Source organism: Thalassoroseus pseudoceratinae (genome assembly GCF_011634775.1).
Classification (GTDB): domain Bacteria; phylum Planctomycetota; class Planctomycetia; order Planctomycetales; family Planctomycetaceae; genus Thalassoroseus; species Thalassoroseus pseudoceratinae.
Genome location: NZ_JAALXT010000003.1, coordinates 636,724 through 660,980, shown reverse-complemented (window position 1 = coordinate 660,980; position 24,257 = coordinate 636,724). Strand labels below are relative to the sequence as shown.

Annotated in this window: 19 protein-coding genes; 11 read left to right on the top strand and 8 right to left on the bottom strand. The window is 54.6% G+C overall.

Translation table 11 applies throughout. From position 1 onward, the window contains the following. Nucleotides 1-152 precede the first annotated feature (152 nt). The 8 genes from G6R38_RS12655 to serC all read left to right on the top strand — a co-directional run bounded on the left by G6R38_RS12655 (nt 153) and on the right by serC (nt 10,517). Nucleotides 153-1,457, top strand: coding sequence for an outer membrane protein assembly factor BamB family protein (locus G6R38_RS12655; protein WP_166825535.1), 1,305 nt, complete (start codon nt 153-155; stop codon nt 1,455-1,457). Then, nucleotides 1,454-2,344, top strand: a complete 891-nt coding sequence (locus G6R38_RS12650) for a hypothetical protein (RefSeq protein ID WP_166825532.1) — start codon at nt 1,454-1,456, stop codon at nt 2,342-2,344. Before G6R38_RS12655 ends, G6R38_RS12650 begins: the two co-directional genes overlap by 4 nt. Before the next feature lie 165 nt (nt 2,345-2,509). Next, nucleotides 2,510-4,471, top strand: coding sequence for an acetate--CoA ligase (gene acs / locus G6R38_RS12645; RefSeq protein ID WP_166825529.1), 1,962 nt, complete (start codon nt 2,510-2,512; stop codon nt 4,469-4,471). A 93-nt stretch (nt 4,472-4,564) separates the two neighbouring features. Continuing rightward, entirely contained in the window at nt 4,565-6,091 is a 1,527-nt protein-coding gene (locus G6R38_RS12640; protein ID WP_166825526.1) for a hypothetical protein, read from the top strand. A 118-nt stretch (nt 6,092-6,209) separates the two neighbouring features. Next, complete coding sequence (gene murJ / locus G6R38_RS12635) at nt 6,210-7,754, top strand: murein biosynthesis integral membrane protein MurJ (protein WP_166825523.1); 1,545 nt, start codon at nt 6,210-6,212, stop codon at nt 7,752-7,754. Between the two features lie 94 nt (nt 7,755-7,848). Continuing rightward, the gene (locus tag G6R38_RS12630) at nt 7,849-8,268 is read left to right on the top strand and encodes a response regulator (RefSeq protein WP_166825519.1); all 420 of its coding nucleotides are present in this window, start codon (nt 7,849-7,851) and stop codon (nt 8,266-8,268) included. After that, a complete protein-coding gene (locus tag G6R38_RS12625; protein ID WP_166825517.1) occupies nt 8,265-9,332 on the top strand; it encodes an Mrp/NBP35 family ATP-binding protein in 1,068 nt (355 codons plus the stop codon). Before G6R38_RS12630 ends, G6R38_RS12625 begins: the two co-directional genes overlap by 4 nt. Before the next feature lie 102 nt (nt 9,333-9,434). Beyond that, complete coding sequence (gene serC, locus G6R38_RS12620) at nt 9,435-10,517, top strand: 3-phosphoserine/phosphohydroxythreonine transaminase (RefSeq protein ID WP_166825512.1); 1,083 nt, start codon at nt 9,435-9,437, stop codon at nt 10,515-10,517. A 9-nt stretch (nt 10,518-10,526) separates the two neighbouring features. Here serC and G6R38_RS12615 read toward each other — a convergent pair whose 3' ends face one another. Further along, on the bottom strand, nt 10,527-11,927 hold the full coding sequence (locus tag G6R38_RS12615) for an HD domain-containing protein (RefSeq protein ID WP_166825509.1): 1,401 nt from the start codon (nt 11,925-11,927) through the stop codon (nt 10,527-10,529). 95 nt (nt 11,928-12,022) lie between these two features. After that, entirely contained in the window at nt 12,023-13,228 is a 1,206-nt protein-coding gene (locus G6R38_RS12610) for a GIY-YIG nuclease family protein (protein ID WP_166825506.1), read from the bottom strand. 254 nt (nt 13,229-13,482) lie between these two features. Between G6R38_RS12610 and G6R38_RS12605 the strand changes: the two genes are divergently transcribed. Further along, nucleotides 13,483-13,893, top strand: a complete 411-nt coding sequence (locus tag G6R38_RS12605; RefSeq protein WP_166825503.1) for a molybdopterin dinucleotide binding domain-containing protein — start codon at nt 13,483-13,485, stop codon at nt 13,891-13,893. Here the strand turns inward: G6R38_RS12605 and G6R38_RS12600 are convergent. Both G6R38_RS12600 and hpnE read right to left on the bottom strand, forming a co-directional pair. Then, nucleotides 13,890-15,950, bottom strand: coding sequence for a carboxy terminal-processing peptidase (locus tag G6R38_RS12600; RefSeq protein WP_240928181.1), 2,061 nt, complete (start codon nt 15,948-15,950; stop codon nt 13,890-13,892). The two genes, G6R38_RS12605 and G6R38_RS12600, sit on opposite strands and share 4 nt — an antisense overlap. Before the next feature lie 193 nt (nt 15,951-16,143). Next, a complete protein-coding gene (gene hpnE / locus G6R38_RS12595; protein WP_166825500.1) occupies nt 16,144-17,583 on the bottom strand; it encodes a hydroxysqualene dehydroxylase HpnE in 1,440 nt (479 codons plus the stop codon). 126 nt (nt 17,584-17,709) lie between these two features. Here hpnE and G6R38_RS12590 point away from each other — a divergent pair, with 126 nt between their 5' ends. Together G6R38_RS12590 and hemC are read left to right on the top strand one after the other, a co-directional pair. Next, entirely contained in the window at nt 17,710-18,480 is a 771-nt protein-coding gene (locus tag G6R38_RS12590) for a ComF family protein (protein WP_166825497.1), read from the top strand. Between the two features lie 51 nt (nt 18,481-18,531). Then, nucleotides 18,532-19,476 carry a hydroxymethylbilane synthase gene (hemC, locus tag G6R38_RS12585; RefSeq protein WP_166825494.1) on the top strand — a complete coding sequence of 315 codons (945 nt, stop codon included), beginning with the start codon at nt 18,532-18,534 and terminating at the stop codon, nt 19,474-19,476. Between the two features lie 20 nt (nt 19,477-19,496). On the opposite strand, the gene gcvT is transcribed toward hemC, so the two are convergent. The 4 genes from gcvT to G6R38_RS12565 all read right to left on the bottom strand — a co-directional run bounded on the left by gcvT (nt 19,497) and on the right by G6R38_RS12565 (nt 24,177). Beyond that, complete coding sequence (gcvT, locus tag G6R38_RS12580) at nt 19,497-20,579, bottom strand: glycine cleavage system aminomethyltransferase GcvT (RefSeq protein ID WP_166825490.1); 1,083 nt, start codon at nt 20,577-20,579, stop codon at nt 19,497-19,499. Nucleotides 20,580-20,666: 87 nt separating this feature from the next. After that, nucleotides 20,667-21,473 (bottom strand): succinate dehydrogenase/fumarate reductase iron-sulfur subunit, encoded by an 807-nt coding sequence (locus tag G6R38_RS12575; RefSeq protein ID WP_166825486.1) that lies wholly within the window; start codon nt 21,471-21,473, stop codon nt 20,667-20,669. Further along, nucleotides 21,473-23,407 carry a fumarate reductase/succinate dehydrogenase flavoprotein subunit gene (locus G6R38_RS12570; RefSeq protein WP_166825483.1) on the bottom strand — a complete coding sequence of 645 codons (1,935 nt, stop codon included), beginning with the start codon at nt 23,405-23,407 and terminating at the stop codon, nt 21,473-21,475. Before G6R38_RS12570 ends, G6R38_RS12575 begins: the two co-directional genes overlap by 1 nt. Nucleotides 23,408-23,514: 107 nt before the next feature. Continuing rightward, entirely contained in the window at nt 23,515-24,177 is a 663-nt protein-coding gene (locus G6R38_RS12565) for a succinate dehydrogenase cytochrome b subunit (protein WP_166825479.1), read from the bottom strand. Nucleotides 24,178-24,257 lie beyond the last annotated feature (80 nt).

The window sequence follows — 24,257 nt, the reverse complement described above, 5'->3', positions numbered from 1 at the left end:
TAATTGTTCGAGGCGGTTTCATTATCGCAACATCATTCGTTGATGCAATCGATCGCTCGAAAAAGACGGAAGGCGGACTCGTTTGCCGAACCCGATGGGGATGGGTAGGATCGATTCTGAATAGCAATTACGAATCCGCGCGGAGAAAACATATGCGTTCGTCGGTTGGAATCTGTTTGACGATCCTCGGTCTCGCGACGACATCGACAATCCACGCGGAGAATTGGCCGCAATGGCGAGGACCGCAAGGAAATAGCCACTCCAACGCGAGCAACGTTGCGGTCCGTTGGGATGATTCGTCGAACAACGTCACCAAGGTCAAGTTGCCCGAATGGGGAACCAGCACACCAGCCATTTGGGACGATGCGGTTTTCCTCACGTCCGAAGCGGACGGTCAACTCTTATTGATCCGGATCGATTCCGAAACCGCCGAAGTCGATTGGACGAAACCCGTCGGCAAAGGCATTGCGAAACGGAAAGGTGAGGGCAAACGCTCGACAAAATTTCACAATCTGCACAACTTGGCGAGCCCATCCCCCATTACGGATGGCGAACGTGTTGTCGTCCATTTTGGCAATGGATTGTTGGCCTCATATCGGTTTGACGGTTCGCTGGAGTGGGAGCGAAATCTCGTTGACGATTTCGGCGAATACACAATTTGGTGGGGGCATGCGAATAGCCCGGTGTTCTACGGAGATTTGGTGATTTCCGTGTGCATGCAAGACCCATTGGATGGTGTTGACGGAACGGGCAAATTCGACGTTCCGAATTACGTCGTCGCACACGACAAACGAACCGGGAAGCAGGTTTGGAAGACCGCTCGTTACACGGGAGCCCATGCCGAAGAAGGCGATTCCTACACGACTCCCGTATTCCACCAAACTTCGGATGGCCCGCAGATGATTATCATGGGCGGCAATGTGCTTGATAGCTATGATCCTCGCACCGGCGAGAAGCAGTGGAGCCTTCCAGGGTTGGTCGGCGGTCGCACGATCACCGGTCCCACATTGCACGATGGCATTGTTTACACGACGGTTGGGATGCGAGGTCCGTTGCACGCGATCGAAATTCCCAAGCAACCGGGAACGCTTTCCGAGTCCAATATCCAATGGAAAATCACCCCCAGCACGCCGGATACCTGTTGCCCGGTTGTCGTCAATGGGCTTGTGTTTATCGTTACCGATAACGGAATCGCGAGTTGTCTTGATGCCGAAACAGGCAAGCAACACTGGCGGGAGCGGTTGCCGGGCGGCAATTATAAAGCATCGCCGATCGTGGCGGACGGGAACGTGTACTTCCTTAGTCGCGAAGGCCACGGAACCATCATCAAAGCCGCCAAGGAATTTCAGGTCGTCGCGAAGAACAAACTCGACGACGAATTTGTTGGATCGCCTGCGGTTGCTGACGGCACACTGTATCTTCGTGGCAAACAATTTCTCTACATGATTCGCCCATGAGTAGTCGGCTCCTCGAACGCGAGGAATACATTGAACAACGATATTTCTTTCGCACGTTCGCCGAACGTCTGGCCGATAACACGCCCTCCCAGGAGATTTTGAACGATCTCCAAGAGGAAATCCTCGCCACCACGCGTTTGCCGACGGCAATGGACTTTCTCGCGGGAGAAATCAAATTGCATGGTCGTCTTTCGGATGGCATGGCTTATCTGCATCACTACTTCGCGCCGTTTCAGGGTTACGTGTTGAGTATCGCAGAGGCAGACCGTTCGAAGTTTGATGTGCGAATTGCGTTGAAAATCCTTGAAGAACAAGCCAAATACTTGTCGGAGTCGCCGACGCCGCCAGGGTTGTTCATCTTTCAGTTCGAATGCATCGCACGGAACCGCTTGGGCTATGATCGCGGTTTGCGAGCAATTGCAGACGATCCCATGTACGATGAGCAATGGCAGTCGTGGATACTATGGGTGCGACAGGAACTTGGGAACATGGAGTTTAGCGAGATGCTCTACCGGCAAAGCGAGCATTTCGTTTTTGAACGTCGCCGGAAACTCGGCGATCCCGAATGGACTCCGAACACACCAATTCTATTCGGAGTGCAAGAAGGGCGAATTGCCAAAGCAAACCGGGGACGCGATCCGCTGTACATGTTCGCCGCGTTGCAACGCCAACTCGGCTACCCGACCGTTCCACGTCAGGAACCGCGAACGAAAGAACCACCAATTCACCCGGTTTTGGCGGAGCGTCTCAAACGGATTGAACAACGTCTCCGGATTGTCGAACTCGAGTCGCAAGACAAGTTTGATCTCACCGAGTTTTACAAGAATCCGCCGGATTTCAGCAAATTCGATGACCTCGACGCCACGTCCGACAACACCGTCGATTGAAGATATCTCGATAAATCCATCAAACGACATGTTTGATATTTTGCGAACTCAGCCCTAAGATCGGCGAACATATCAGAATTGCATCACATAACGCGACGATGTGGCTCGCGTAGTGGTCTACCGACTTCACAACAACCGATTGACAACCGCCCGAGGAATCTCACCATGAGCGCTCCCGCTGATGAACGGATCGAAAGTGTCCTTCAAGAAACGCGGATGTTCCCCCCGCCAGCGGATTTCGCCGCCCAGGCGAACATTTCGTCCGAAGAACAATACCAAGCCATGTGCCAGAAGGCCAAAGACGACCCCGCCGGTTTCTGGGGTGAAATGGCCGAAAACTTGGATTGGTTCAAGACGTGGGATACCGTCCTCGAAGGCGATATGCCCGAAACCAAGTGGTTCTCGGGCGGGCAAATCAATGCGTCTTACAATTGTCTCGATCGGCACTTGAAGACGTGGCGAAAAAACAAAGCAGCCATCATCTGGGAAGGCGAACCCGGTGATACGCGGACGTTGACGTATCAAGAATTGCATCGCGAAGTCTGCAAGTTCGCAAATGTTCTGAAGAAGCTGGGTGTCGAGACCGGCGACCGCGTGACACTCTACATGCCAATGATTCCGGAACTGGCGATCGCAATGCTCGCTTGTGCCCGAATTGGAGCGACACACTCGATCATCTTCGGTGGCTTCAGTGCCGACGCCATTGCCGACCGCAACAACGACGCGCAATCGAAAGTTGTCATTACCGCCGATGGTGGTTGGCGACGAGGCAAAGAGATTGCTTTGAAACAGAATGTCGACACGAGCTTGGAGAAATCCTCCTCGGTCGAAAAAGTTGTGGTCGTCAACCGTGTCGGCTGTGATGTCGAGATGGTGCCTGACCGTGATTACTGGTGGCACGAGTTGATGGACGACGTGTCCGCCGATTGCCCCGCCACACCGCTCGACAGCGAACACCCGCTGTTCATTCTTTACACCTCCGGTTCCACAGGCAAACCAAAAGGTGTGATGCACTCCACCGGCGGCTACATGCTCGGTGCAATGCTCACCACGAACTGGGTGTTCGACCTCAAGGAAGAAGACACGTACTGGTGCACCGCCGATATCGGTTGGATCACCGGTCACAGCTACATCGTGTACGGACCGTTGGCCAACGGAACCACCACGCTGATGTACGAAGGCGCTCCCAACTGGCCGGATGAAGGTCGATTCTGGGAAATCGTTGAAAAATACCAAGTCAACATTTTCTACACTGCGCCAACTGCCATTCGCGCGTTCATCAAATGGGGAGACGAGTTCCCGAATCGTTACGATTTGTCGAGCTTGCGGTTGCTCGGAACCGTTGGTGAGCCGATCAACCCGGAAGCATGGATGTGGTATCACAAGGTGATCGGACGGGAAAAGTGCCCGATCGTCGATACGTGGTGGCAAACGGAAACCGGCGGGATCATGCTGTCTCCATTACCGGGCATTACATCGACGACGCCGGGAAGTTGTACCCGTCCGCTACCGGGAGTTGTGCCGGACATCGTCAACGAAACCGGCGAAAGCCAACCGGAAAACTCGGGCGGTTTGCTCGTCATGACGCAACCGTGGCCGCACATGCTCCGCACGCTTTACGGCGATCACGATCGGTTCATCGAAACGTACTTCAGCAAGATTGATGGCTGTTACTTTGCGGGTGACGGTGCCCGTCGCGATGATAACGGCTACTACTGGGTGATGGGTCGCGTGGATGACGTGTTGAACGTCTCCGGGCACCGGTTAAGCACGATGGAAATCGAAAGTGCGTTGGTCAGCCATCCGGAAGTTGCGGAAGCGGCGGTAGTCGGATTCCCGCACGATCTCAAAGGCGAAGGAATCTGCTGTTTCGTCACGCTCAAGAGCGGCAACGGCAGCGATGAGCTGCTAAAAGAACTGACGCAACACGTTCGCGGCCAGATCGGCGCTATCGCGACGCCGGACCAAATCCGATTCGCGGCTGCCGTTCCGAAGACGCGAAGTGGTAAGATCATGCGGCGACTTCTTCGCGACATCGCCGCCGGTCGTGAAAGTGCCGGGGATACGACCACGCTCGAAGATCGCAGTGTCTTGGAGAAACTCATGGCCAAGGAAGATTCCGAGTAAACCTCACGAGAATTTGCTTCGGTCATCGCGTGAAATCCGTAGAATGGTGGAGTGTTGCCCTCTGACACTCCACACGCTCTGGGAGACCACGCGATGACGAATTTCCTCAAACGCCGCGAGTTTTTAGCCAGCAGTTTGGCAGCTGGGGCTTTCTTGGGGAGCGGCGATCTTTCCGTATTTCGATCGCTGCGACCGGTCTCCGCTGCGGAACTCGAACGCACTCGCGACATCGTTTCGCTGCAATCCGACATCGAACCGATCGTGCGGTTGCTGGAAGAAACACCTCGCGAAGACGTGTTAGGCGTATTCGCCAAGCGAATTCAGGGCGGCCTCAGTTACACCGAAGTGCTGGCTGCTCTGCAATTGGCGGGGGTCAGAAATGTGGAACCGCGTCCGTCAGTCGGACACAAGTTTCACACCGTGCTCGCAGTGAATTCGACTCACCTGGCAAGTCTTTCCTCGCCTCCGGAAACACGCTGGCTTCCCGTATTCTGGGGGCTCGATTACTTCAAATCCGCCGCCGCCCGTGATGTCCGCGAACGTGGTGACTGGGTGATGCAGCCGGTTGATGAATCTGCGATACCGCCGGCGCACAAAGCGACTCGCCAATTCCAGACGGCAATGGAGAACTGGGATGTTTCCGCCGCCGACGCCGCTGTGGCCGGGTTGGCTCGAACGTCTGGGGCCAACGAAGTTTACGAGATGATGTTTCGCTACGGTGCCCGTGATTTCCGTTCGATTGGGCATAAAGCGATCTATGTCGCAAACAGTTTTCGCACGCTTCAATGCATCGGTTGGCGACACGCGGAACCTATTCTGCGTTCACTGACCTACGCTCTGCTCATGCACGAGGACGGCAATCCGAAAGATCGCGACGCCGATGCCGATAAACCTTGGCGAAGAAACCAAAAACTCGTGCAAACCATCCGCAACGATTGGCGAAACGGGAATCATGATCGTGACGCAACCGAAGAACTGGTCGCGGACCTGAGGACAGCTTCCCATGAGGAAGCCTGTGATCGAGTTGTGCAGTTACTCAATGCCGGTGTCTCGCCGCAATCGGTTTGGGACGGTCTGTTCGTTTTTGCTGGTGAACTCCTGATGCGACAGCCGGGCATTGTCGCCTTGCACGCGAACACCACGTCGAATGCCCTCGCGTACGCCTACCGAACCAGCGGCAACGACGAAACTCGTCGGCTGATGATGCTTCAAAATGCGGCATTTCTCACGATGTTTCGCGACGCGATGCAATCACGCGGACGGATCAAAGACGTTACGATCGATGACTTGACCGAGACAGATACCGAACTCGGAAAGACAGGCTTAGGAGACATCTTCACCGCGTTGGGACGAGAACCAATGGAAGCCGCCCGCATGACATTGGCACACCTTGAACACAGCCAATCGCCCCATGACTTGATCGATGCTGCCCGTGTGTTGATCTATCGCAAGAGTCGCGACGCTCACGATTACAAATTCAGTTCAGCCGTGCTGGAGGACTTTTACAACGTTTCTCCCGCATGGCGGAACGTATTCCTCTCTTCGAATGTGTTTGAGTTGAAGAGCTCAACATCGCCAGACAGTGACCTCGTCGCCCGGACGCAAGCGGCATTTTCGTAGAACCAACCGTGACTTGAAGAATCATCAATCCCTTCGGTAGTCGGTTTTTGATATTCTCACCGACCTGTGAGTTGTCGCCCCTTAGCATCCAAGCCGACCGTCTGCCGATTAGAATGTGATGAATCAAGAGTCAGAGTCCTCTGAACCATCGACGAAACCGCAGAACTCGCTCCGGGCGGTTTCGTCGGTAACGTTGTTATCGACGGTGCATCTCGGGCTGCAATTTTGCTTGCAGTTATTCGTGGCGTGGTTTTATGGCGCTGGTCAAGACGTCGATGCGTACGTGGCTGCCATGACAATGCCGGCGATCATTAGTGCCGTGCTGTGCGGGCCGCTTCCGTCCGCTTTTGTCCCGGTGTTTGCGGAGCGAGCACATACACATGGCCCAGCGAACGCCAACCGCCTGATCGTGCAAACGCAGTTTCTGGTCTGTGGAGTGATGGGGTTGCTCAGTCTCGTGCTGTTTCTCGCAGCTGAGTGGTGGATCGCAATTCTGTTTCCAGGGTTTGAATCCACGCAAACGGGACTCGCCGCGGAATTACTTCGGATCGTCTGCTGGCTAACACTATTGAATAGTCTGACGAACTTCCTCTATGCCGTTTGCCAAGCTCGGGGTGAGTTCACACGCCCTCCGTTGGCCAGCGTGACCGGATTGATTCTCACGCTGGGACTTCTCGGATTCGGTCGCGAAGACTGGAGCATCCATGCGGTGGCGTGGTCTGTTGTCTCTGGGACCATCCTGACGGTGCTCATTCTTCTCCCGCAACTGTTCGGAAATTGGAGATGTACGCTTAGCACCAGCGATGCCGGCGTGAACCGCGTCCTGCGATTACTCTGGCCGTTGATTCTGGCTGGAGTCTATTTCCGCGTTGAACCATTAGTCGACCGTTATTTGGCATCAAGTATGGACGCGGGAGGCGTGGCTCGTTTGGGTTATGCGTCCCGTGTCGCCAATGCATTGGCGTTGCTCATTCCGAGTGGCATCATCGCGGTCATATTTCCCGCCATCGCAGCTCGAGCTGCCGAGCGTGATTGGGGCAAACTTCAATCGGAGATCTCTCGGTCAATTCGGTTCTTGTTATTCCTCGCGATCCCCGTCGCCGCCGCCATCATCGTTCATGCATCGTCGATTGTCCTCACCCTGTTCGAACACGGGGAATTCCTCCCAGAAGACACGATCGTCGTCGCATCACTGCTCACGGGATATTGCGGACTGATCGTGGGGTTCGGCCTCAGTGAGATTCTCGCGCGATCCCTGCATGCCATGCAAGACGTCCGCACACCAGTTGTGTGCAGTTTTATTGCGTTGGCTATCGGAGTCGGACTGAAGTTTTTGCTCGTCCCCCGTTTCGGTCTTATCGCCATCACTTACGTCACTTCTCTCGCCATCCTCTTGAATGTGGTTTTTCTGGCAATTGCCCTGCTCCGCCGGTTCCACGATTCGAGAATTGGACAGGGCGTGTTCAGAACCCTGATTCACACTGTTATTGCGTCGGCGATGGCGTGTTTCGTTACAAAGACGATCGCCAATCCCACGACACCCAGCCAGACAATCGGACTCGCGGTATTGGGCAGTGCGATTTATCTTGGCATCATGATGATCTTCAAGAACGAATTCTTGATCGCAGCGTGTCACGCAATTCGAATCAGATTGCTACGATGAATTGCGAATTCCACCGGTGGCCGCAGATCGTGAGCAGTTGTTTTCGTTGGGGTGGCACTCTACAATCGGGCCGCGCAAGCGGGATGGAGTTTCAATGAACGGAACCCTCATCGTCTTCGAGAAAAAGCCGTGGTGGCTCCCGGAATTGCAACGGCAATTCTTGGTTGAAGACGTGCGAATTCGATCCTGCAGTCGACTTCAGGACTTACCTCAATTGACGAAGCCCAATTCGTCGATGCCGGTGAGCCCACCAGTTGTCATTTTGAATTTGGACGACCAGCCGGCGAATTGTCTGCAGTTCCTCGGCCAATACGCGAGTCGCCCGACGTGGGATTGTCCGGTCCTGGTGATTGCTTCGACAGCCTTCCGTGAATTGGAACTGCCGATTCGAGAACTTGGTGCCACGGAATTCCTTCTCAAGCCCCTCGCAGGTGACCGACTTGGGCAATGGTGCCGCCGTCAACTGCGGGCGTCGACAAACAGTCCTCCTATCGAGACGAAATTTCCGCGATGACTCACTCATTCACCGAATCAGACTTGTTGCAAACCGCCGGCAAAACGGTCGACCCGGTCTTTCAGCAGCCGCTCTCGACGTTAAGAACGCTGAAAGAGGCGTCGATCGCTGACGGACGGATTACGATCACCGTTGAACTTCCACTCTACGGCTACCCGCAAAAGGACGAGTTGACGACGGCAATTCAAAAGACCATCGCGGACGCCCATTCGGATGCGGGTGAAGTCACCGTCGATTACACAGTCAAAGTGCGGGGCAAGGACAGTGGCGGTTCGATCGGGCTAAAGGTCAAGAACGTCATCGCGGTTGGCAGCGGCAAGGGGGGCGTTGGCAAGAGCACCATGGCGGCATCGATCGCGTATGGCCTCAAAGAATTGGGTGCGTCGGTCGGTTTGATGGATGCCGATGTTTACGGCCCGAGCATTCCACATATGTTGAACGTCGAAGGTCAACCCGCCGCGAGTGAACCGTCACCGGGCGTGATGCGAATCGAGCCAAATGTGGCCGAAGGCGGCGTGAAAGTCATGTCGATCGGCTTCTTCGTCAAGCCGGATCAAGCGGTCGTCTGGCGTGGGCCGATGTTGCACAAAACGCTGACTCAGTTCCTCAAAGACGTGGAATGGGGCGAGCTGGATTATCTCATCATCGACATGCCACCGGGGACCGGTGATGTCTCGTTGACGCTATCGCAACTGCTCGGATTGGCGGGAGCCGTCATCGTCTGCACCCCGCAACAGGTCGCGTTGTTGGATGCCGTCAAAGCCATCAGCATGTTCAACCAAGTTCGTATTCCTGTGTTGGGAATCGTCGAAAACATGAGTGGCGACGTCTTCGGTCGCGGTGGGGCCTGCGAGAAAGCCAAAGAAATGGACGTTCCGTTTCTCGGTGAAATGCCCATCGACGCCCAGGTTCGGATTCAAGGCGATGCCGGGAACATGGCGAAACTGTTCGACGAAGACAGCTCGGCTCGTGAGCCGCTGATGAACATCTCGCAACAGGTCGCGTTAGGAGTCGCCAAGAAACTCCTCGAAGGTGGCAGCATGCCGACCTTGGAAATTCTTTAGTTACATACGGTTGGTCAAAGCTACTTCGTGTCTCTCCGTGACTCGGCGGTCAGATGATCCTGCCAACGAGCACGGGGTTTGCAATGGTTAATTGAGGTCAACATGGTCGATCGCAAAATCAATTTCTCCGCTGGTCCCGCTGCTCTGCCGCTTTCTGTTCTCGAAGAAGCCCAGGAAGCTTTGATTTCACTCGATGGCACCGGAATTGGCGTCCTCGAGCATTCGCATCGTGGCAAAGCCTTTGTCAGCGTCTACGAAAACGCCGTGAAACGTTGCCGCGAGGTTGCAGGAATCTCAGATGATTACGACATCCTCTTCCTGCAAGGTGGAGCGTCGACGCAGTTCTTCATGGTCCCGATGAACTTTCTAGACACCGATCAAACTGCTGACTATCTTGTCACCGGTTCTTGGTCGCAGAAAGCCGTCAAGGAAGCCAAGAAGTTCGGCAACGTGAACATTGTTTGCTCCAGCGAAGACCGCAACTTCTGCTACATTCCGAAGGAACGAAAGACCAGTTCGTCCGCCCGTTATGTGCACTTCACGTCGAACAACACCATTTACGGGACCGAGTTTTCCACGGAACCGGAAGTCCCAAATGGTGCGTTTCTCGCCTGCGATGCGAGCAGCGACATTTTCAGCCGTCCGCTGGATGTCAACAAGTATGGCATGATCTACGCAGGAGCTCAAAAGAACCTGGGGCCCAGCGGCGTGACGCTCGTGATTGTTCGGAAGGACCTCGTCGAGCAAGGCAAATCCGATTTGCCAACGATGTTGCAATATCGCACGCATGCCGACAAAGAGTCGATGTTCAACACGCCTCCAACATTCGGAATCTACATCATCAGCTTGACCCTGAAATGGATCCAAGAGCAAGGCGGGTTGGAGAAAATTGGCGAGCGGAACGCTGCGAAAGCCGCGACTTTGTATTCATACCTCGACCAAAGCCAGCTTTTCAAAGCAACAGCCGACACGGACAGCCGTTCGAAGATGAATGTGTGCTTCGTCACCGGCGACGCGGACAAAGATGCCGCGTTCATCAAAGCTGCAACGGAAGCTGGTTTTGATGGACTCAAAGGACACCGCAGCGTCGGCGGAATGCGGGCTAGCATTTACAACGCCTTCGAGCCCCAAGACGTCGAAAGCCTCGTAGCGTTCATGCGAGACTTTGAACAGAAGAATGGCTAAACGCCAATCCTACATGTTCGTCTTTGCATCTGTGGTTGCCCCAACCACGGAATCGAGCGCCACGTTCAAAGCGGGATCATATTGGTGATCCCGTGAGTAAACACGGAAGATCAGAAAACTCGTCGGCAACGCTCGAAACAATTCATCATCACTCAGCATTCGCGGTCCATCGTAGGCGGGGTCGAGAAGGAAATTGAGCCCAGCCGTCGGCAACCGGGCGTTTGGTCGGTGATAATGCCGAGCGACATCGAACGCCAATGGAATATCGCGAATTTCGGCCGGCAGATTTCGCCGCAATCGCCGTTCGATGATATCGGATTCCCCAAAGATCGAGGTTTGCTCAGACGTCCCCACATGAAAATTGATGGTGCGTTCGCACGCCATCTTCCACGGCACTTGTCGTTCCAAGATTTGATCCCATTGATTCCCAAGTTCACGCGTCGCAGGGTCGTCACTGTCGGAAAAACGATCGACATCGACGAGAAACGAAAACTCCGTGAAAGCTTGATACGCGTCGAGATGTTCCAATGGATTACCGGGGAACAAACGAGCCATCGTCTCTGGAAAGAGTTCTTCCAACGCCAGATCCAACGCCCGCACTGTGCGGTGAAAATAGATGGTGCGGAACAGGTTCGCTCGTGTCTCGATGAAGTTGATTAACGTTGGCAATCCGCGTGAATGAATCGTCAGTCCGGCCGGCGTAAAGAATGTGTAATGTAGCAACCGCGACAGGTCGAACGCCCTTAAGCTGTAGCCGGACATGTACGCATCGCGGAGCACGAAGTCCATATTGTCGACGGTGTAGATTCCGCTGAAGAGCGCTCGCAGCTTGCACAGCCAATCGGGATGGCCTTCGTCATCGGCATGTTTCGGTCGTCGGATTAGCCAGGCGATTTGCGCCGGATCAAGTTCTTCAAGCGGTTGCAACTGAGCCCCGGGACATCTCCGAACACCACGCAACAGATCCCCTAGATGGTGGAGGATAATGTGCGAGCCGATGTCCTCGTGCGTGACGTCCCATTGCGACAGGTAGTGGTCATCAAAGAAGTGCCCGAACGGACCGTGCCCCACATCATGGAGCAAGGCGGACATCCGAACGAGGCATTCCACGTATCCACGGGACGGCACGTTGGCACATGAGTCGGCGAGGGAATCATACCAAGCGTCAATCACCTGCGATGCCAAGTGCATCGCTCCGAGCACGTGTTGAAACCGCATATGTTCGGCGGACGGAAACACCCACCACGCGGTTTGGAGCTGATGAATTTTTCGAAGCCGTTGCACCCATGGGTGATCGATAATCTGCTGCTCAGCGACCTCGTCGCTTGGCAAACCGTTCGGAGAAATGAAGGGGATATAGCCGTGAATGGGGTCGTGCGAGAGGCTTTCGGTGGTGAAGTCGCGAACCATCGATTCGATTTCTCCGAGTTGTCACATGCAAAACCGTATCATACCGATTCGATGCCGCATCTCGGTAGGGTCGCCCGAGCCTCACTCGGCCGCTTTCAACAAACCGATTCCGTCGATTGTCTCGCCTTCATTGTGCAGCGTCGCCGTGCGGTCGCGAGCGATAGTGTATTGTCGAGACGTTGCGGTTTGCGATGGAACCATGAGCTTACAAGCATCAACGTATCGGGACGTTGCATCGTCAAATCATCGTTTGGCAAACGGCGGTGGTAGATGCGGTCGATCTCCTTTCGGGCGGCGGTTGCGGAGTCGGCATCGGTCGGTGGGGCGACGACGCTGGCGACCTGCCCGCCCCGAATGAGATACCAAATCGCATGCTCACCGGCCCCATGCGGATAAATGAATGTAAACTCCTGACGAGCCGTTTGGAGACGATCCAAGATTTCCCGCAGCACCGTGAGGGATTCCAATTCATCACGGAGTCGCGCTGCCAACTCGAACAATCGCCCGGCCGCTGCTGTTTGCATTTGCGAAGCGACCTCATCGAGCAAACTGAGGTCTTCGCCCTCCAAGAATGCTTGAGCCTGCCTGACCTGCTGGGTATAGGAACGTCGCGAGCATGCCCCGACACATGGGCCGAGACACGTCCCCATTTCCAACCGAAGACAGCCGGGCCGATCGGCAGAATCGAACAACCCCCGCTGATCGGTAAACCGCATCGGCACCGAATTCGGGCAGTCACGTAATCGACAATGCCGGTTAAGCGCCTCGACTGCAGCCTTCACACGACGACTGCCTCGCAATGGTCCGAAGGAATGTGTCACGTGGTCCGCCTGCCGATTCGTCACGTACACTCCAGGGGCTTTGGGACGCCCGATGCACACATAGTTGGCCCGCATTCGTTTGGGCATGTCTTTGACATTCCAAGCCGGCCGTCGCGTTTGGATCAGATGCAGTTCTCGCAACAATGCCGCAAACTCAGTCCCCGCCGGTTCCCACATCATAGAGTGTGTTCGCCGAATGATCCGGCCCGACTTTTCCTTCTGCTGACCAGGCGTAAAGTAACTGAGGATGCGTGTCCGAAGTTGTTTGGACTTACCGACGTAAATCAGCACACCATCGGCATCGAGCATGCCGTAAACACCTGGTTCGTTCTTGCATTCACTCCGAATTGCCTCTCGCAAATGCTTTCGATTCCGTCCGTGCACATGGACTAAATCCGCTTTCGAGTTCGGGTCAAATGGATTGTCACCAAAGTCAGTGGTGACTGGTTCGACCGGCAATTCTTTCCAGAGTGCTCCCATGCTGCCCTCCCGGCACCGTCGTCCGTGGTGTCTCGCGATCCCTATTCGCGAGTTTGTTTATCCTATCGAAGTCACCTCGCTTGGAAAAGAACTGCCGGTCGGCAATTTTTCGAATTGCCAGGTCAAGCTGAGCAAAGCCGAGGACTCGAAGAGCGACCGACGGATTGCAAATCGAACCCTCGCGATCGATAATCAGCACGCCCGACCGTCTGGGCAATACAGACCACGATGATTGAAGCAAGGTCAACAACGCGATGCCAGAGACGTTTATCCTGATTCCCGGTCGGACAAGTCGACAAGGGACAAGCCTGAACGAAGGCAAGTACACCGACAACTATCGCGACGAAATTAACACGCTACGGATGAACGCTGAGGATATGGAGCGGCTATCGTTGACCGCTGGCGAACGGGTGCGGATGTGGAATGAATTCGGCAGTGTGGAAGTGCCGGTCGACAAGGACAAAGGGGAATGCCCGCCCGGTTTGCTGTTTATCAGCTACGGCGATATCTCCAGCCAACTCATGGGTGGCGAAACCCACGGCAGCGGCATGCCCGACAGCAAAGCGTTGGATGTGTTTGTCGAACGCATTCAATATACAAAGAAAAAAGCCTTCGAAGTGTTGCCACTCCGAAGGCTTTCTCAATCTAAGCGTGAAACCGATTAGCGGTTCACTGTGCGAGTTCGCTTCAACTGATCGATGTAGTCCTGCGTGATATGCAGCAACTCATCGTTGTAGTATCCCTCGGGGAACACAGGACCGTCGGCGTTGTCGTCGGCGGCTTCATCGAGTTCCTCTTCTTCCTCAGCTTCTTTCTTTTCGTTTTCTTGCTCAGCCTTGAGGGTTGCTTCGTTCAACGAAACCGTCTTGCGGTTCTTGCGTTTCATGTACTTCGTGATTCGCTCGTTGACCTTCTGGAACTCTTCGTCCTGCTTGATCCGCTGTGCGTTGGCTTGTTGCAACGCTGAGATGACTTCGTTTCCACGCATGCCATACCGATCGTGATCCACTTCGTCGACTTGGTCAAACTTCAGAGCGTTGTCCAGAAACGATTCCCCGAGGTCCATATGATCGATCAACGATGGCAATACGATGTCGCTCGTCACACCTCGGTTTTGTGTACTAGCACCGTTCACGCGGTAGAACTGATTGATGGTCAGCTTCAAAGCCCCGCGGCTTTCCGGTGGACTGAGGAATCGGAACGTCGTGCGTGCCACTGGCATCACGTTTTGAACGGTTCCTTTGCCGTGTGTGGTGGTGTCGCCGACGACGATGCCGCGACCGTAGTCCTTGATCGCACCGGCGAAAATTTCCGAAGCGGACGCCGACAAGCGGTTGCAAACCACAACCAGCGGACCGGTGTAGGCAACGCCTTCATCGACATCGTTATGGCTCTTGATATTGCCGTCTTGCTCTTTGACCATGACCACTGGGCCATCGTTGATGAACAACCCGGTCACTTCAATTGCTTCACTTAACGCGCCACCGCCGTTCATCCGCAAATCGATGACGACGGCATCCACTCCGCCCTGCTTCTCAAAGTCTTGCAGAACCTTGTGGACGTCTCGCGAAGTACTTTTGAAGTTGGCCACCCCGGAACGAGCACCATCGAAGTCGCGGTAAAACGACGGGATGTTAATCACGCCGATTTTGCCTTTGCCTTCTCCAAGTCGTTCGGAAAGATCGATGATCTCGCCTTTAACTTCGGAACTCTTGAGTTCAATTTCTTGGCGTACGAGATCGTACGTTTTGATTTCGGTTGGTGCCGTCTTCGGTTTGACTTGCAACCGCACGACAGTGCCTTTGTTGCCACGAATCAAGCGAACCACGCGACTCAGTTTCATTTCGACAATGTCGGTAAATTCGCCGTCTTCTTGCGCGACACCGATAATTTTATCGCCAACTTTGAGTCGGCCATCCTTCTCAGCGGCTCCACCCGGCACGATCTGCGCGACCGTGGTATAACCATCTTCGCTTCGCAACGCAGCACCGATCCCCTCCAAACGCAACCGCATTTGAATTTGGAAATCGTCCAATGTCTCGGGCGACATGTAGCTGGAGTGCGGATCAAAACAGTGGGTCAACGAGGACAAGTACATTTCGAGTTTCTCGAAACCCTCGGTCTGCTCCATCATTGACTGAATGTTGTGGTAGCGTTTGTGGAGTCGCTCGCGAGCCTCGTCCATCTCCGTGCCATCGAGTTTCAGCGTGAGCAAATCGTACTTGATCCGTTTCCGCCACCGTTCGGCGATTTCCTCATCCGATTTGGCCCAATCAAGCTCGTCCGCATCGGTAACCATCTCTTCTTCGATGGTGTAGTCGTAATCACGATCGATCAACTTATTGACGAGTTTCATCCGCTCGGCCAACCGTTGATCGTACACATCGAATGCGGTAAAGGCGAATTGCACATCGCCCGATTTGATTTGGTCATCAAGCTCTGTCTTCAGAGCCATGAACTTGTCGATGTCGCTTTGGATGTAGTAGAGCTTTTGCGGGTCCAGCTGTTCGAGGAACCGATTGAGCAACCGCTGGGAAACCTCATCGTCGATGTTTTTTCGACTGATGTGGTATCGACTGATCATCTCGGAGACGAGCTTCGCGGTTTTCTCATCGCCGGCGGCTGGTTTGGAATTCGCATGGGCGATGAAACCCAACGCGGCGAACAACACCATAGCGAACGTCAATGTAATTCCAACGCGGGCGGGGGCCTTCCACTTCATAGACTTCATCCAATTCCGAATGGCCAACGAATGTGACGGGGTTGACTGTCGCACAGACACTCATCAAGAAATCGTATCGCAATCCGCCAATGACGACAAGATGACGTTTCTTCCAATCTCCCGATAACACCGTCTCAATGAGACTTCACCCATTCTACGCAGAATGAACGTCAAGCGTTGGAATCGGCGAAAATCATTCGGAAACGCCTGGCGGATTTTTCGACAGTCCGAATAACCGACGCGAGAGCCAAGCCGTCGGCAAGTCCGGTTGAACGACGGACATTTTCCCTTCTGCCGCCTTGCCAAGAATATTGCTGGCGGCAAAATATCCGCTGCGAACTGCCCCTTCCATGGTCGCCGGCCAACCGGTGCGAGTCCAATCGCCCGCAAATTGCAAATTCGGAATCGGCGATTGCTGCGGTAGTCGACAGCGTCTCGACTCCGGGCGGACCGAGAACACGGCTCGATGTTCGGTCACAAAACGTGAATGCAGGAGGTTCGCTTCGGCGGCGTTTGGCCAAACGGATTTCAGTTCCTCAACGACCTCCCGAACGATCTCGTCGCTGGACCGGCCCGAAAGATCGCGACTCGCACTGATCACAACTTGATAATAGTGCCCGGAGAACGGCGACGACTCATCGGTTAATCCCCGATTGAATAGCCACTGCGAAGTTTTCTCGATCAACACGGCGTGCGGCAGATCGGTGACCGGGCGATCAAACCAGAGGTGCACGCTCGAAATCGGTGCGGACTCCAAATCGTCCACGGCCTGGACTTCCGGATGCTCCCGCCACGACTCGGGAAGCAATGACTGCACCCGATGATGGGGCACCGCCAGCACGAAATCATCGCCCTCGATCGTCGAACCGTCTCGCAACTCAACGTGTGTGACATGGTCATTCGCGATCTTCAATTCCCGAACCCCCGTCAATAGCTTCACGTCGACGGAATGATTCTCGAGCCACTCACGGAGGGTTTCGCCGTAGAACTCAGATAACGGGACCGTCGGAATCTCGACCGTCCAGCCATCCCGACTGGCCATGAAACCATCCACAAAAACTTTCCGAGCCGATGCAACATCGATCCGATCCAACGTCTCACTCAACGCACTGACCAGCACCACAAACCAAAACCGTTCGATCGCGTTCGGAGTTTGATCATGGCGACTGAGCCAGCTCGCAAAGGTCTCATCCTGACTTTCGGCCGTCTTCAATGGCTTGGCCAGTGATTTCAATCCCCAAGCAATCCCACGGAGATCGTTGCGGGAAAGGTAAGTCAGTCGACGAAACGCCGGCAAGAGGTGCAACGGCGTTGGCAACCAAGACGCCGAAAATGTTGTTTGCTGACCGTCCGGACCAATGAAATACAAGGCCGATTGCCGTTCCAAGCGGTCAGCAATTCCGACGGTCTCGCAAAAGTGGCGAAAATTCGTGCAGCAGCCCATGTTGACGTGCTGACAATTGTCGATCAGCTGACCGGTTGTCTGATCGACAAACGAACTCGCGCGGCCGCCAAGTCGGGGTCGGGATTCCAACAAGGTCACAGGATACCCGCGTGCTGCCAATGCAGTTGTCGCCGCTAGTCCGGCAAGACCGCCACCAATCACGACAACGCGATTCTCTCGGTTTGACATCGACACCTATTTAGTCACTTCTGAATCGGGAAAATTGGTGGACTCACTCGCACACATTGCATTGTTTTTGCATCATAGGCCAGGTCTGCATCGAAGCGAAGTGTCCACACGAGCCGAACTGAAACAATGCTCAATCGGTGGCAACTCCCGAAACGAATCTTCCGGCACGTGCTCGACGGAATCTATCCACCTGCGTGCGTCAATTGTCTGCAGGAAGATTCCGAGTTGGATGAACTCACGAGACTTTGCCACGGATGCCGTGAGAAGCTCAGTCCGCTTCGACTGCACATCTGCCAACGCTGTGACGCGTCTGTCGGCCCACATCTCGATACAAGTTCCGATTGCATCCACTGCCAAAATGACCGCTTCGCATTTGATCGCGTGCTCAGTCTTGGAGTGTACGACGACGAACTTCGTAGCGTCATTCATCGGCTCAAATTCCATCGACAAGCACCGTTGGCATCGGCCATGGCGCAACTCCTCAGCGAACGGATTGCGGCCGAGATGTCTTCTCCATATGATCTCGCAGTTGGCGTGCCGCATCACTGGTCACAACGGCTTGGTCGTCGTGCGGATTCGGCCGAATTGCTAGCCGATGTGATTAGCCGTCAATTACGGATTCCGTGCGACCGGTTTCTGTTGGTCAAATCGCGACGGACCGCGAGACAAGCCACGTTAACACCAGCCCAGAGGCGAAAGAACCTTCGTGCTGCGTTTCGATTGCGAGACCGAAAGCACGTGGCCGGTAAACGCATCTTGTTAATCGATGATGTGCTGACAACGGGCACGACCGCAAACCGAATTGCGAAGCTCTTGCGAGAATCCGGAGCGGAGTCCATCATAGTGGCCGTTCTCGCACGTGGGCTGGGCGATGTTCGCGACCAAACTCCATTTTGATCGAGCCCGGTTCATTCCGAATCCGCCCGAAACGGGAAATAGCAAACCGATATGACTACTGCTCGGACTTTCCGTATTGCCACCCGATCGAGTGATCTCGCATTGTGGCAGGCCAACCATGTCGCCGACCTCCTTCGCTCAGCCTGTCCGCAACACGAAGTTGAACTGATCCACGTTTCTACGATTGGCGACCGAGATCGGCAAGCGGCACTTCATCAAATGGGTGGCCAAGGCGTATTTACACGGGAAGTTCAACGTGTTGTCCTCGACAACGATGCCGATCTGGCAGTTCACAGTCTCAAAGATTTGCCAACCGTACCGGTGCCGGGACTGGTGCTAGCTGGTGTTCCCGATCGGGCCGACGTATTCGATGCCCTGGTACTCCCTGCGAATGCCGAATCGAGCATGAATTGGGAGTCGTTACCGCCCGGATCACGCATCGGCACCGGTAGCCTTCGTCGTCAGGCTCAGTTGTTGCACTCCCGGACCGACATCGAATTTGTGCCAGTTCGCGGGAACGTTCCTACCCGTGTGAATAAAGTGGACGACGGCGAATTCGACGGCATCATCCTGGCAGTTGCCGGTTTGACTCGTCTTGGTCTGGCAGATCGAGTTTCGCAAGTGCTCAGGCCACCGTTGATGTACCCGGCGGTTGGTCAGGGCGCGTTGGGACTCGAATGTCGGGACGACGACGTCGAGTTACGCGAAGTCTTGCAGGAAATTTCCAATCGGAACGTGTATGCCGCCGTGACTGCGGAGCGTGTGGTCCTTTCGGAATTGGAAGCTGGTTGTCACGCGCCGGTCGGCACTTGGACACAGTTCACGGAAGGGGCCATGAAACTCGACGCCGTCGTGCTTTCCGCCGATGGCCAAACGAAAATCGACGCGACTGCAACCGGTTCCTTGGAAGCCCCCACTGAACTCGGTCGTGAAATCGCGGCGATTCTCCGCAAAAAGGGCGCTCAACCGCTGATGAACGAATCCGCAACTGACTGACAAACACAATCGGGACCGGATTATTTCTTACGTTTGTAGAACGGGAGTTCGACGACGGTGGCTTGAAGCCGACTGTTACGAACTTCGATTTCAAGTTCCGTTCCCAAGGCTGATGCGGACGACGCAACGTAGGCCATTGCAATCGGACGCTCAAGCGTGGGTGAAAATGTTCCCGACGTCACTTCGCCCACTTCTTGATCACCTGCGAAAATCCGACACCCTTCCCGAGGCACGCGACGACCGTCGAGACTCAAACCAATTCGACGACTTGTCGGACCGTCATCCGAGAGTTTCTGAAGTGCGGATTCGCCGATGAAATCACAACCGAAGTGAACAGCGAATTCGAGTCCTGCGCTGATGGGGTCGATCGACTCCGATAGTTCATGCCCATACAACGGCATCCCGGCCTCCAAACGCAACGTGTCCCGACATCCCAAACCACACGCGGGCACGCCAAGACTGTGGATATGCTCCCACAGCTTCAGAACGCTTTCCTTCGCGGCGATGATTTCAAAGCCGTCTTCGCCCGTGTAGCCAGTCCGGCTCAACAATACGGAAACGCCATTGATCTCCGTTTTCACATTTCGATAGTACCGCAGATTACTCAAATCGAATTCCACGAGCGGGTTGAGAATCTCAAATGACTTCGGTCCCTGCAACGCGAACATTGGGTCTGCTTGCGTTCGATCCTCAAGGGTGATGTCGAATCCATCGGTATGAGCCTGGAACCAATCGACGATTTTTTCGCGGTTCGAAGCATTCACCACGACCAGAAACCCGTCTTCGACTCGGTACACCAAAACGTCATCCAGCACCCCGCCGGACTCGTTCGTGACCAGAGCGTAACGGACTTGGCCGTCCTTTAGCTTTGAAACATTCATGGTCACGACACGGTTGAGAAATTTCTGCGCGTCGGCCCCGAGAATCCAAAGTCGCCCCATATGAGCGATGTCGAACAAACCAGCGGCGGAGCGGATGATCTGATGTTCTTCAATGATCGTGCCATACCGAATCGGCATTTCCCAACCGGCGAAATCGACCATTCGGCCACCGTTCGCCACATGCCAATCGTAAAACGCGGTTTGCATGGGTTGGCCAGTCATGGAATCAAACTTTCGTGAATCAAAAGAAAAAGCCCGGCGATAACCGGGCACTATTACAATCAACTTGCTGCCGTACCGTCAAATGCATTAGGCGGGTGGCATCTCGCTGGAACAAAGGGATGCCCGCAGATACTCGCGGTTCATCCGATGGATGTTCGTGACCTGAATTCCCGCCGGACAAGCTGCTTGGCACTGGTTGGTATTGGTGCAAGCACCGAAACCTTCCTCGTCCATTTGGGCAACCATGTTCAGAACACGGCGGTCGCGTTCCGGGTGCCCTTGCGGCAAGAGAGCCATTTGCGAGACTTTCGCACTGGTGAACAACATCGCTGATGCGTTCTTGCAAGCCGCAACGCACGCACCGCAGCCGATACACGCAGCAGCCTCCATCGCCAAGTCCGCGTTTTGCTTCGGGACGGGCAGGTTGTTGGCGTCTCGGGCGTTGCCAGTGTTGACCGAGACATAACCACCCGATTCGATGATACGATCCAGTGCAGACCGATCGACGACCAAGTCCCGCAAGACCGGAAACGCCGAGGCACGCCACGGTTCGATGACGATTGTATCTCCGTTGCCGAACTTCCGCATGTGCAGTTGGCACGCGGTGGTTTCTTTGTCCGGCCCATGGGCTTGACCGTTGATCATCATCCCGCACGAACCGCAAATTCCCTCGCGGCAATCGTGATCGAATGCCACGGGTTCTTCGCCTTGGCTGACGAGTTGCTCATTCAGCACATCCAGCATCTCAAGAAACGACATATGCGTCGAGATGCCAGAAAGCTTGTAGGTTTGGAAACGACCACGCTCGTCAGTCGACGATTGACGCCAGATTTTTAGCGTCAGATTCAAAAGGTCGTGAGATTGATTCTCACGAGCATCAGGAATGGAGGTCATTATTTATAACTCCTCTGAGTCGGCTCGATCTCGACGAATTCGAGCGGTTCTTTCCGCAATGTTGGTTCTTTTCCGACGCCATTGTGTTCCCAAGCCGCGACGTATTGGAAGTTTTCATCGTCGCGTTGAGCTTCGCCTTCGGAGGTCTGGTATTCCTCACGGAAGTGACCACCGCAGGATTCAGCTCGATTGAGCGCATCACGAGTGAGTAGTTCTCCAAACTCGATGAAATCGGCAACACGGCCCGCTCGTTCGAGTTCCTGGTTGAGACTTTCCCCCTCACCGGTGACGTGGAGGTTGCTCCAGAACTCATCGCGCAAGTTTCGCACTTGTTCGAGAGCGGTCGTGAGCCCTTCCGCATTTCGAGCCATTCCAGCTTTGTCCCACAGGATCGCACCGAGTTCACGGTGGAAGCTGGTCGCGGACCGTTGTCCTTTGATCGACAGGAGTTGCTCCATCCGGTTACGAACTTCGACCGACGTTTCCTTGAACGCCGGGTGATTCTCACTCACCGGGTTGAACTTGTGACTCGCGAGGTGGTCGTTAATTGTGTACGGCACAACGAAATAACCGTCCGCCAGACCTTGCATCAACGCACTGGCACCGAGTCTGTTGGCACCGTGGTCGGAGAAGTTTGCTTCACCAAGCACGAACAACCCTGGGATGTTGCTCTGCAAGTTGTAATCCACCCAGAGTCCCCCCATGGTGTAGTGGACCGCAGGATAGATCCGCATCGGTACTTTGTACGGGTTCTCGTCCGTAATCTTCTCGTACATATGGAACAAGTTGCCGTACTTGGCTCGGATGGTGTCTTCGCCGTAGTGGGCAATGGCATCTTTGAAATCGAGATACACCGCCATGCCGGTATCGCCGACTCCGTAGCCCGAATCACAGCGTTCTTTGGCCGCTCGGGAGGCCACATCGCGGGGCACCATGTTCCCGAAGGCGGGATAACGACGCTCCAAGTAGTAGTCTCGATCTTCGGTCGGAATTTCCGATGGCGGCCGTTTGTCGGTGCTATCTTTCGGCACCCAAACACGGCCGTCGTTCCGCAGGCTTTCGCTCATCAAGGTGAGCTTGGACTGATAATCGCCCGAAACTGGAATGCAAGTCGGGTGAATCTGTGTGAAGCATGGATTCGCAAACAATGCTCCACGTTTATGACACCGATACGCTGCAGTTACGTTGCAAGCTTTCGCGTTCGTCGAAAGATAGTACGCGTTTCCATAACCACCGGTACACAAGATGACGGCGTGTGCCGCATAGGATTCGAGTTCACCGTTGAGCAGGTTTCGACAAACGATCCCGCGTGCCATCCCGTTAACGGTGACGAGATCCATCATCTCCCGTCGTGGATACAGTTTCACTTTGCCAAGTTTGACCTGACGCATCAACGACCCGTAAGCCCCCAGCAGCAACTGCTGACCGGTTTGGCCACGTGCGTAGAACGTTCGCGAGACCAACGCACCGCCAAACGTGCGGTTCGCCAGTGATCCGCCATATTCACGAGCGAAGGGAACGCCTTGCGCAACGCATTGGTCGATGATGTTCCCCGAAACTTCTGCCAAGCGATGAACGTTGGATTCACGACTGCGGAAGTCGCCACCTTTGACGGTATCGTAGAACAACCGCCAAACGCTATCGCCGTCGTTCGGGTAGTTCTTGGCGGCGTTGATCCCCCCTTGAGCGGCAATACTGTGAGCACGTCGCGGGGAGTCGTGAATGCAAAATGCTTTGACGTTGTAGCCCATTTCAGCGAGCGAAGCCGCCGCCGATGCACCCGCCAAACCAGTGCCGACAACAATGACGTCAAACTTGCGTTTGTTGTTCGGCGAAACGAGTTTCAATTCGCCTTTGTGCTTTGTCCAGCGATCGGCCATCGGCCCGGACGGGACTTTTCCGTCTAGCAACTGAGTGTCGGTCGTTTCAGGCATGAGATTCACTTACTTCTTCAGTTCCCAATGTTCGCGGACATTGGGAACGACGGTGAGAATGAGTTCGAGTCCGGGATGTTCGCCTCACGATTTGCGGAATAAGCCACCTAGCGATACTTCGCCCACCAGGGGAAGATTGCAAAGGCACAACCGAAAAGTATCGCGAACAGATAACCGAGATTTCGCACCAATTTGTTGTATTTTGGGTGACTCAACCCAAGACTGCGAAATGCCGAGGAGAAGCCGTGACTGAGGTGAGCCCCCAACATCAAACAGCCGAGCGTGTAAACAGCGAGCACATGCCATTGCGTCAAAATGGCAATGGCCTTGTCGAAAGGCTCGACGGCCTTTCCGTCTTTGGTCACGTAGAAATCATCCGCCCCTAACTGGAATGTGAAATCCCATAGATGAAGGATGATGAAGCCCAACACGATCACACCGGAGACAAACATCCAACGACTCGCCAACAACGGGGCTTTTTCCGCGTAGTCTTTGTCGTGTTTGATGGCGTAACTTTTGTCGCGAGCATCGCGGTTATTGACCGTCAGCGTGACAGCCAAGTAGAGGTGGAGCAAAAACAGCAGCAACAAGCCCGCTTCGGCAAACTTGACAAACCACTCTTGGCTGTGCAATGCGTGTGCATAAGCGTTGTAGGCGTCCTCACCCACAAACATCAGCAAGTTTCCCGCCATATGCACGACGAGGAACCCGCACAACAAAAGGCCCGTAATCCCCATGACGTACTTCCGCCCAAGCGAAGACGCCATCATTCTGGTGAACCAACTCAACGGTGTTTCTCCCGCAAAAACCCGATCATTCTGACCGCAAACCGTTCCCAGCGTTAGATTAT

What these genes read in the sequence shown, in the direction of transcription:
- G6R38_RS12650 (WP_166825532.1), top strand. Translation starts at nt 1,454, where the DNA reads ATGAGTAGTCGGCTCCTCGAACGCGAGGAATACATTGAACAACGATAT.
- murJ (WP_166825523.1), top strand. Translation starts at nt 6,210, where the DNA reads ATGAATCAAGAGTCAGAGTCCTCTGAACCATCGACGAAACCGCAGAAC.
- G6R38_RS12610 (WP_166825506.1), bottom strand. Translation starts at nt 13,228, where the DNA reads ATGGGAGCACTCTGGAAAGAATTGCCGGTCGAACCAGTCACCACTGAC.
- G6R38_RS12575 (WP_166825486.1), bottom strand. Translation starts at nt 21,473, where the DNA reads ATGACCTCCATTCCTGATGCTCGTGAGAATCAATCTCACGACCTTTTG.
- G6R38_RS12615 (WP_166825509.1), bottom strand. Translation starts at nt 11,927, where the DNA reads ATGGTTCGCGACTTCACCACCGAAAGCCTCTCGCACGACCCCATTCAC.
- G6R38_RS12570 (WP_166825483.1), bottom strand. Translation starts at nt 23,407, where the DNA reads ATGCCTGAAACGACCGACACTCAGTTGCTAGACGGAAAAGTCCCGTCC.
- G6R38_RS12565 (WP_166825479.1), bottom strand. Translation starts at nt 24,177, where the DNA reads ATGATGGCGTCTTCGCTTGGGCGGAAGTACGTCATGGGGATTACGGGC.
- G6R38_RS12605 (WP_166825503.1), top strand. Translation starts at nt 13,483, where the DNA reads ATGCCAGAGACGTTTATCCTGATTCCCGGTCGGACAAGTCGACAAGGG.
- hemC (WP_166825494.1), top strand. Translation starts at nt 18,532, where the DNA reads ATGACTACTGCTCGGACTTTCCGTATTGCCACCCGATCGAGTGATCTC.
- G6R38_RS12590 (WP_166825497.1), top strand. Translation starts at nt 17,710, where the DNA reads ATGCTCAATCGGTGGCAACTCCCGAAACGAATCTTCCGGCACGTGCTC.
- G6R38_RS12600 (WP_240928181.1), bottom strand. Translation starts at nt 15,950, where the DNA reads ATGAAGTGGAAGGCCCCCGCCCGCGTTGGAATTACATTGACGTTCGCT.
- gcvT (WP_166825490.1), bottom strand. Translation starts at nt 20,579, where the DNA reads ATGACTGGCCAACCCATGCAAACCGCGTTTTACGATTGGCATGTGGCG.
- G6R38_RS12630 (WP_166825519.1), top strand. Translation starts at nt 7,849, where the DNA reads ATGAACGGAACCCTCATCGTCTTCGAGAAAAAGCCGTGGTGGCTCCCG.
- serC (WP_166825512.1), top strand. Translation starts at nt 9,435, where the DNA reads ATGGTCGATCGCAAAATCAATTTCTCCGCTGGTCCCGCTGCTCTGCCG.
- G6R38_RS12625 (WP_166825517.1), top strand. Translation starts at nt 8,265, where the DNA reads ATGACTCACTCATTCACCGAATCAGACTTGTTGCAAACCGCCGGCAAA.
- G6R38_RS12640 (WP_166825526.1), top strand. Translation starts at nt 4,565, where the DNA reads ATGACGAATTTCCTCAAACGCCGCGAGTTTTTAGCCAGCAGTTTGGCA.
- acs (WP_166825529.1), top strand. Translation starts at nt 2,510, where the DNA reads ATGAGCGCTCCCGCTGATGAACGGATCGAAAGTGTCCTTCAAGAAACG.
- hpnE (WP_166825500.1), bottom strand. Translation starts at nt 17,583, where the DNA reads ATGTCAAACCGAGAGAATCGCGTTGTCGTGATTGGTGGCGGTCTTGCC.
- G6R38_RS12655 (WP_166825535.1), top strand. Translation starts at nt 153, where the DNA reads ATGCGTTCGTCGGTTGGAATCTGTTTGACGATCCTCGGTCTCGCGACG.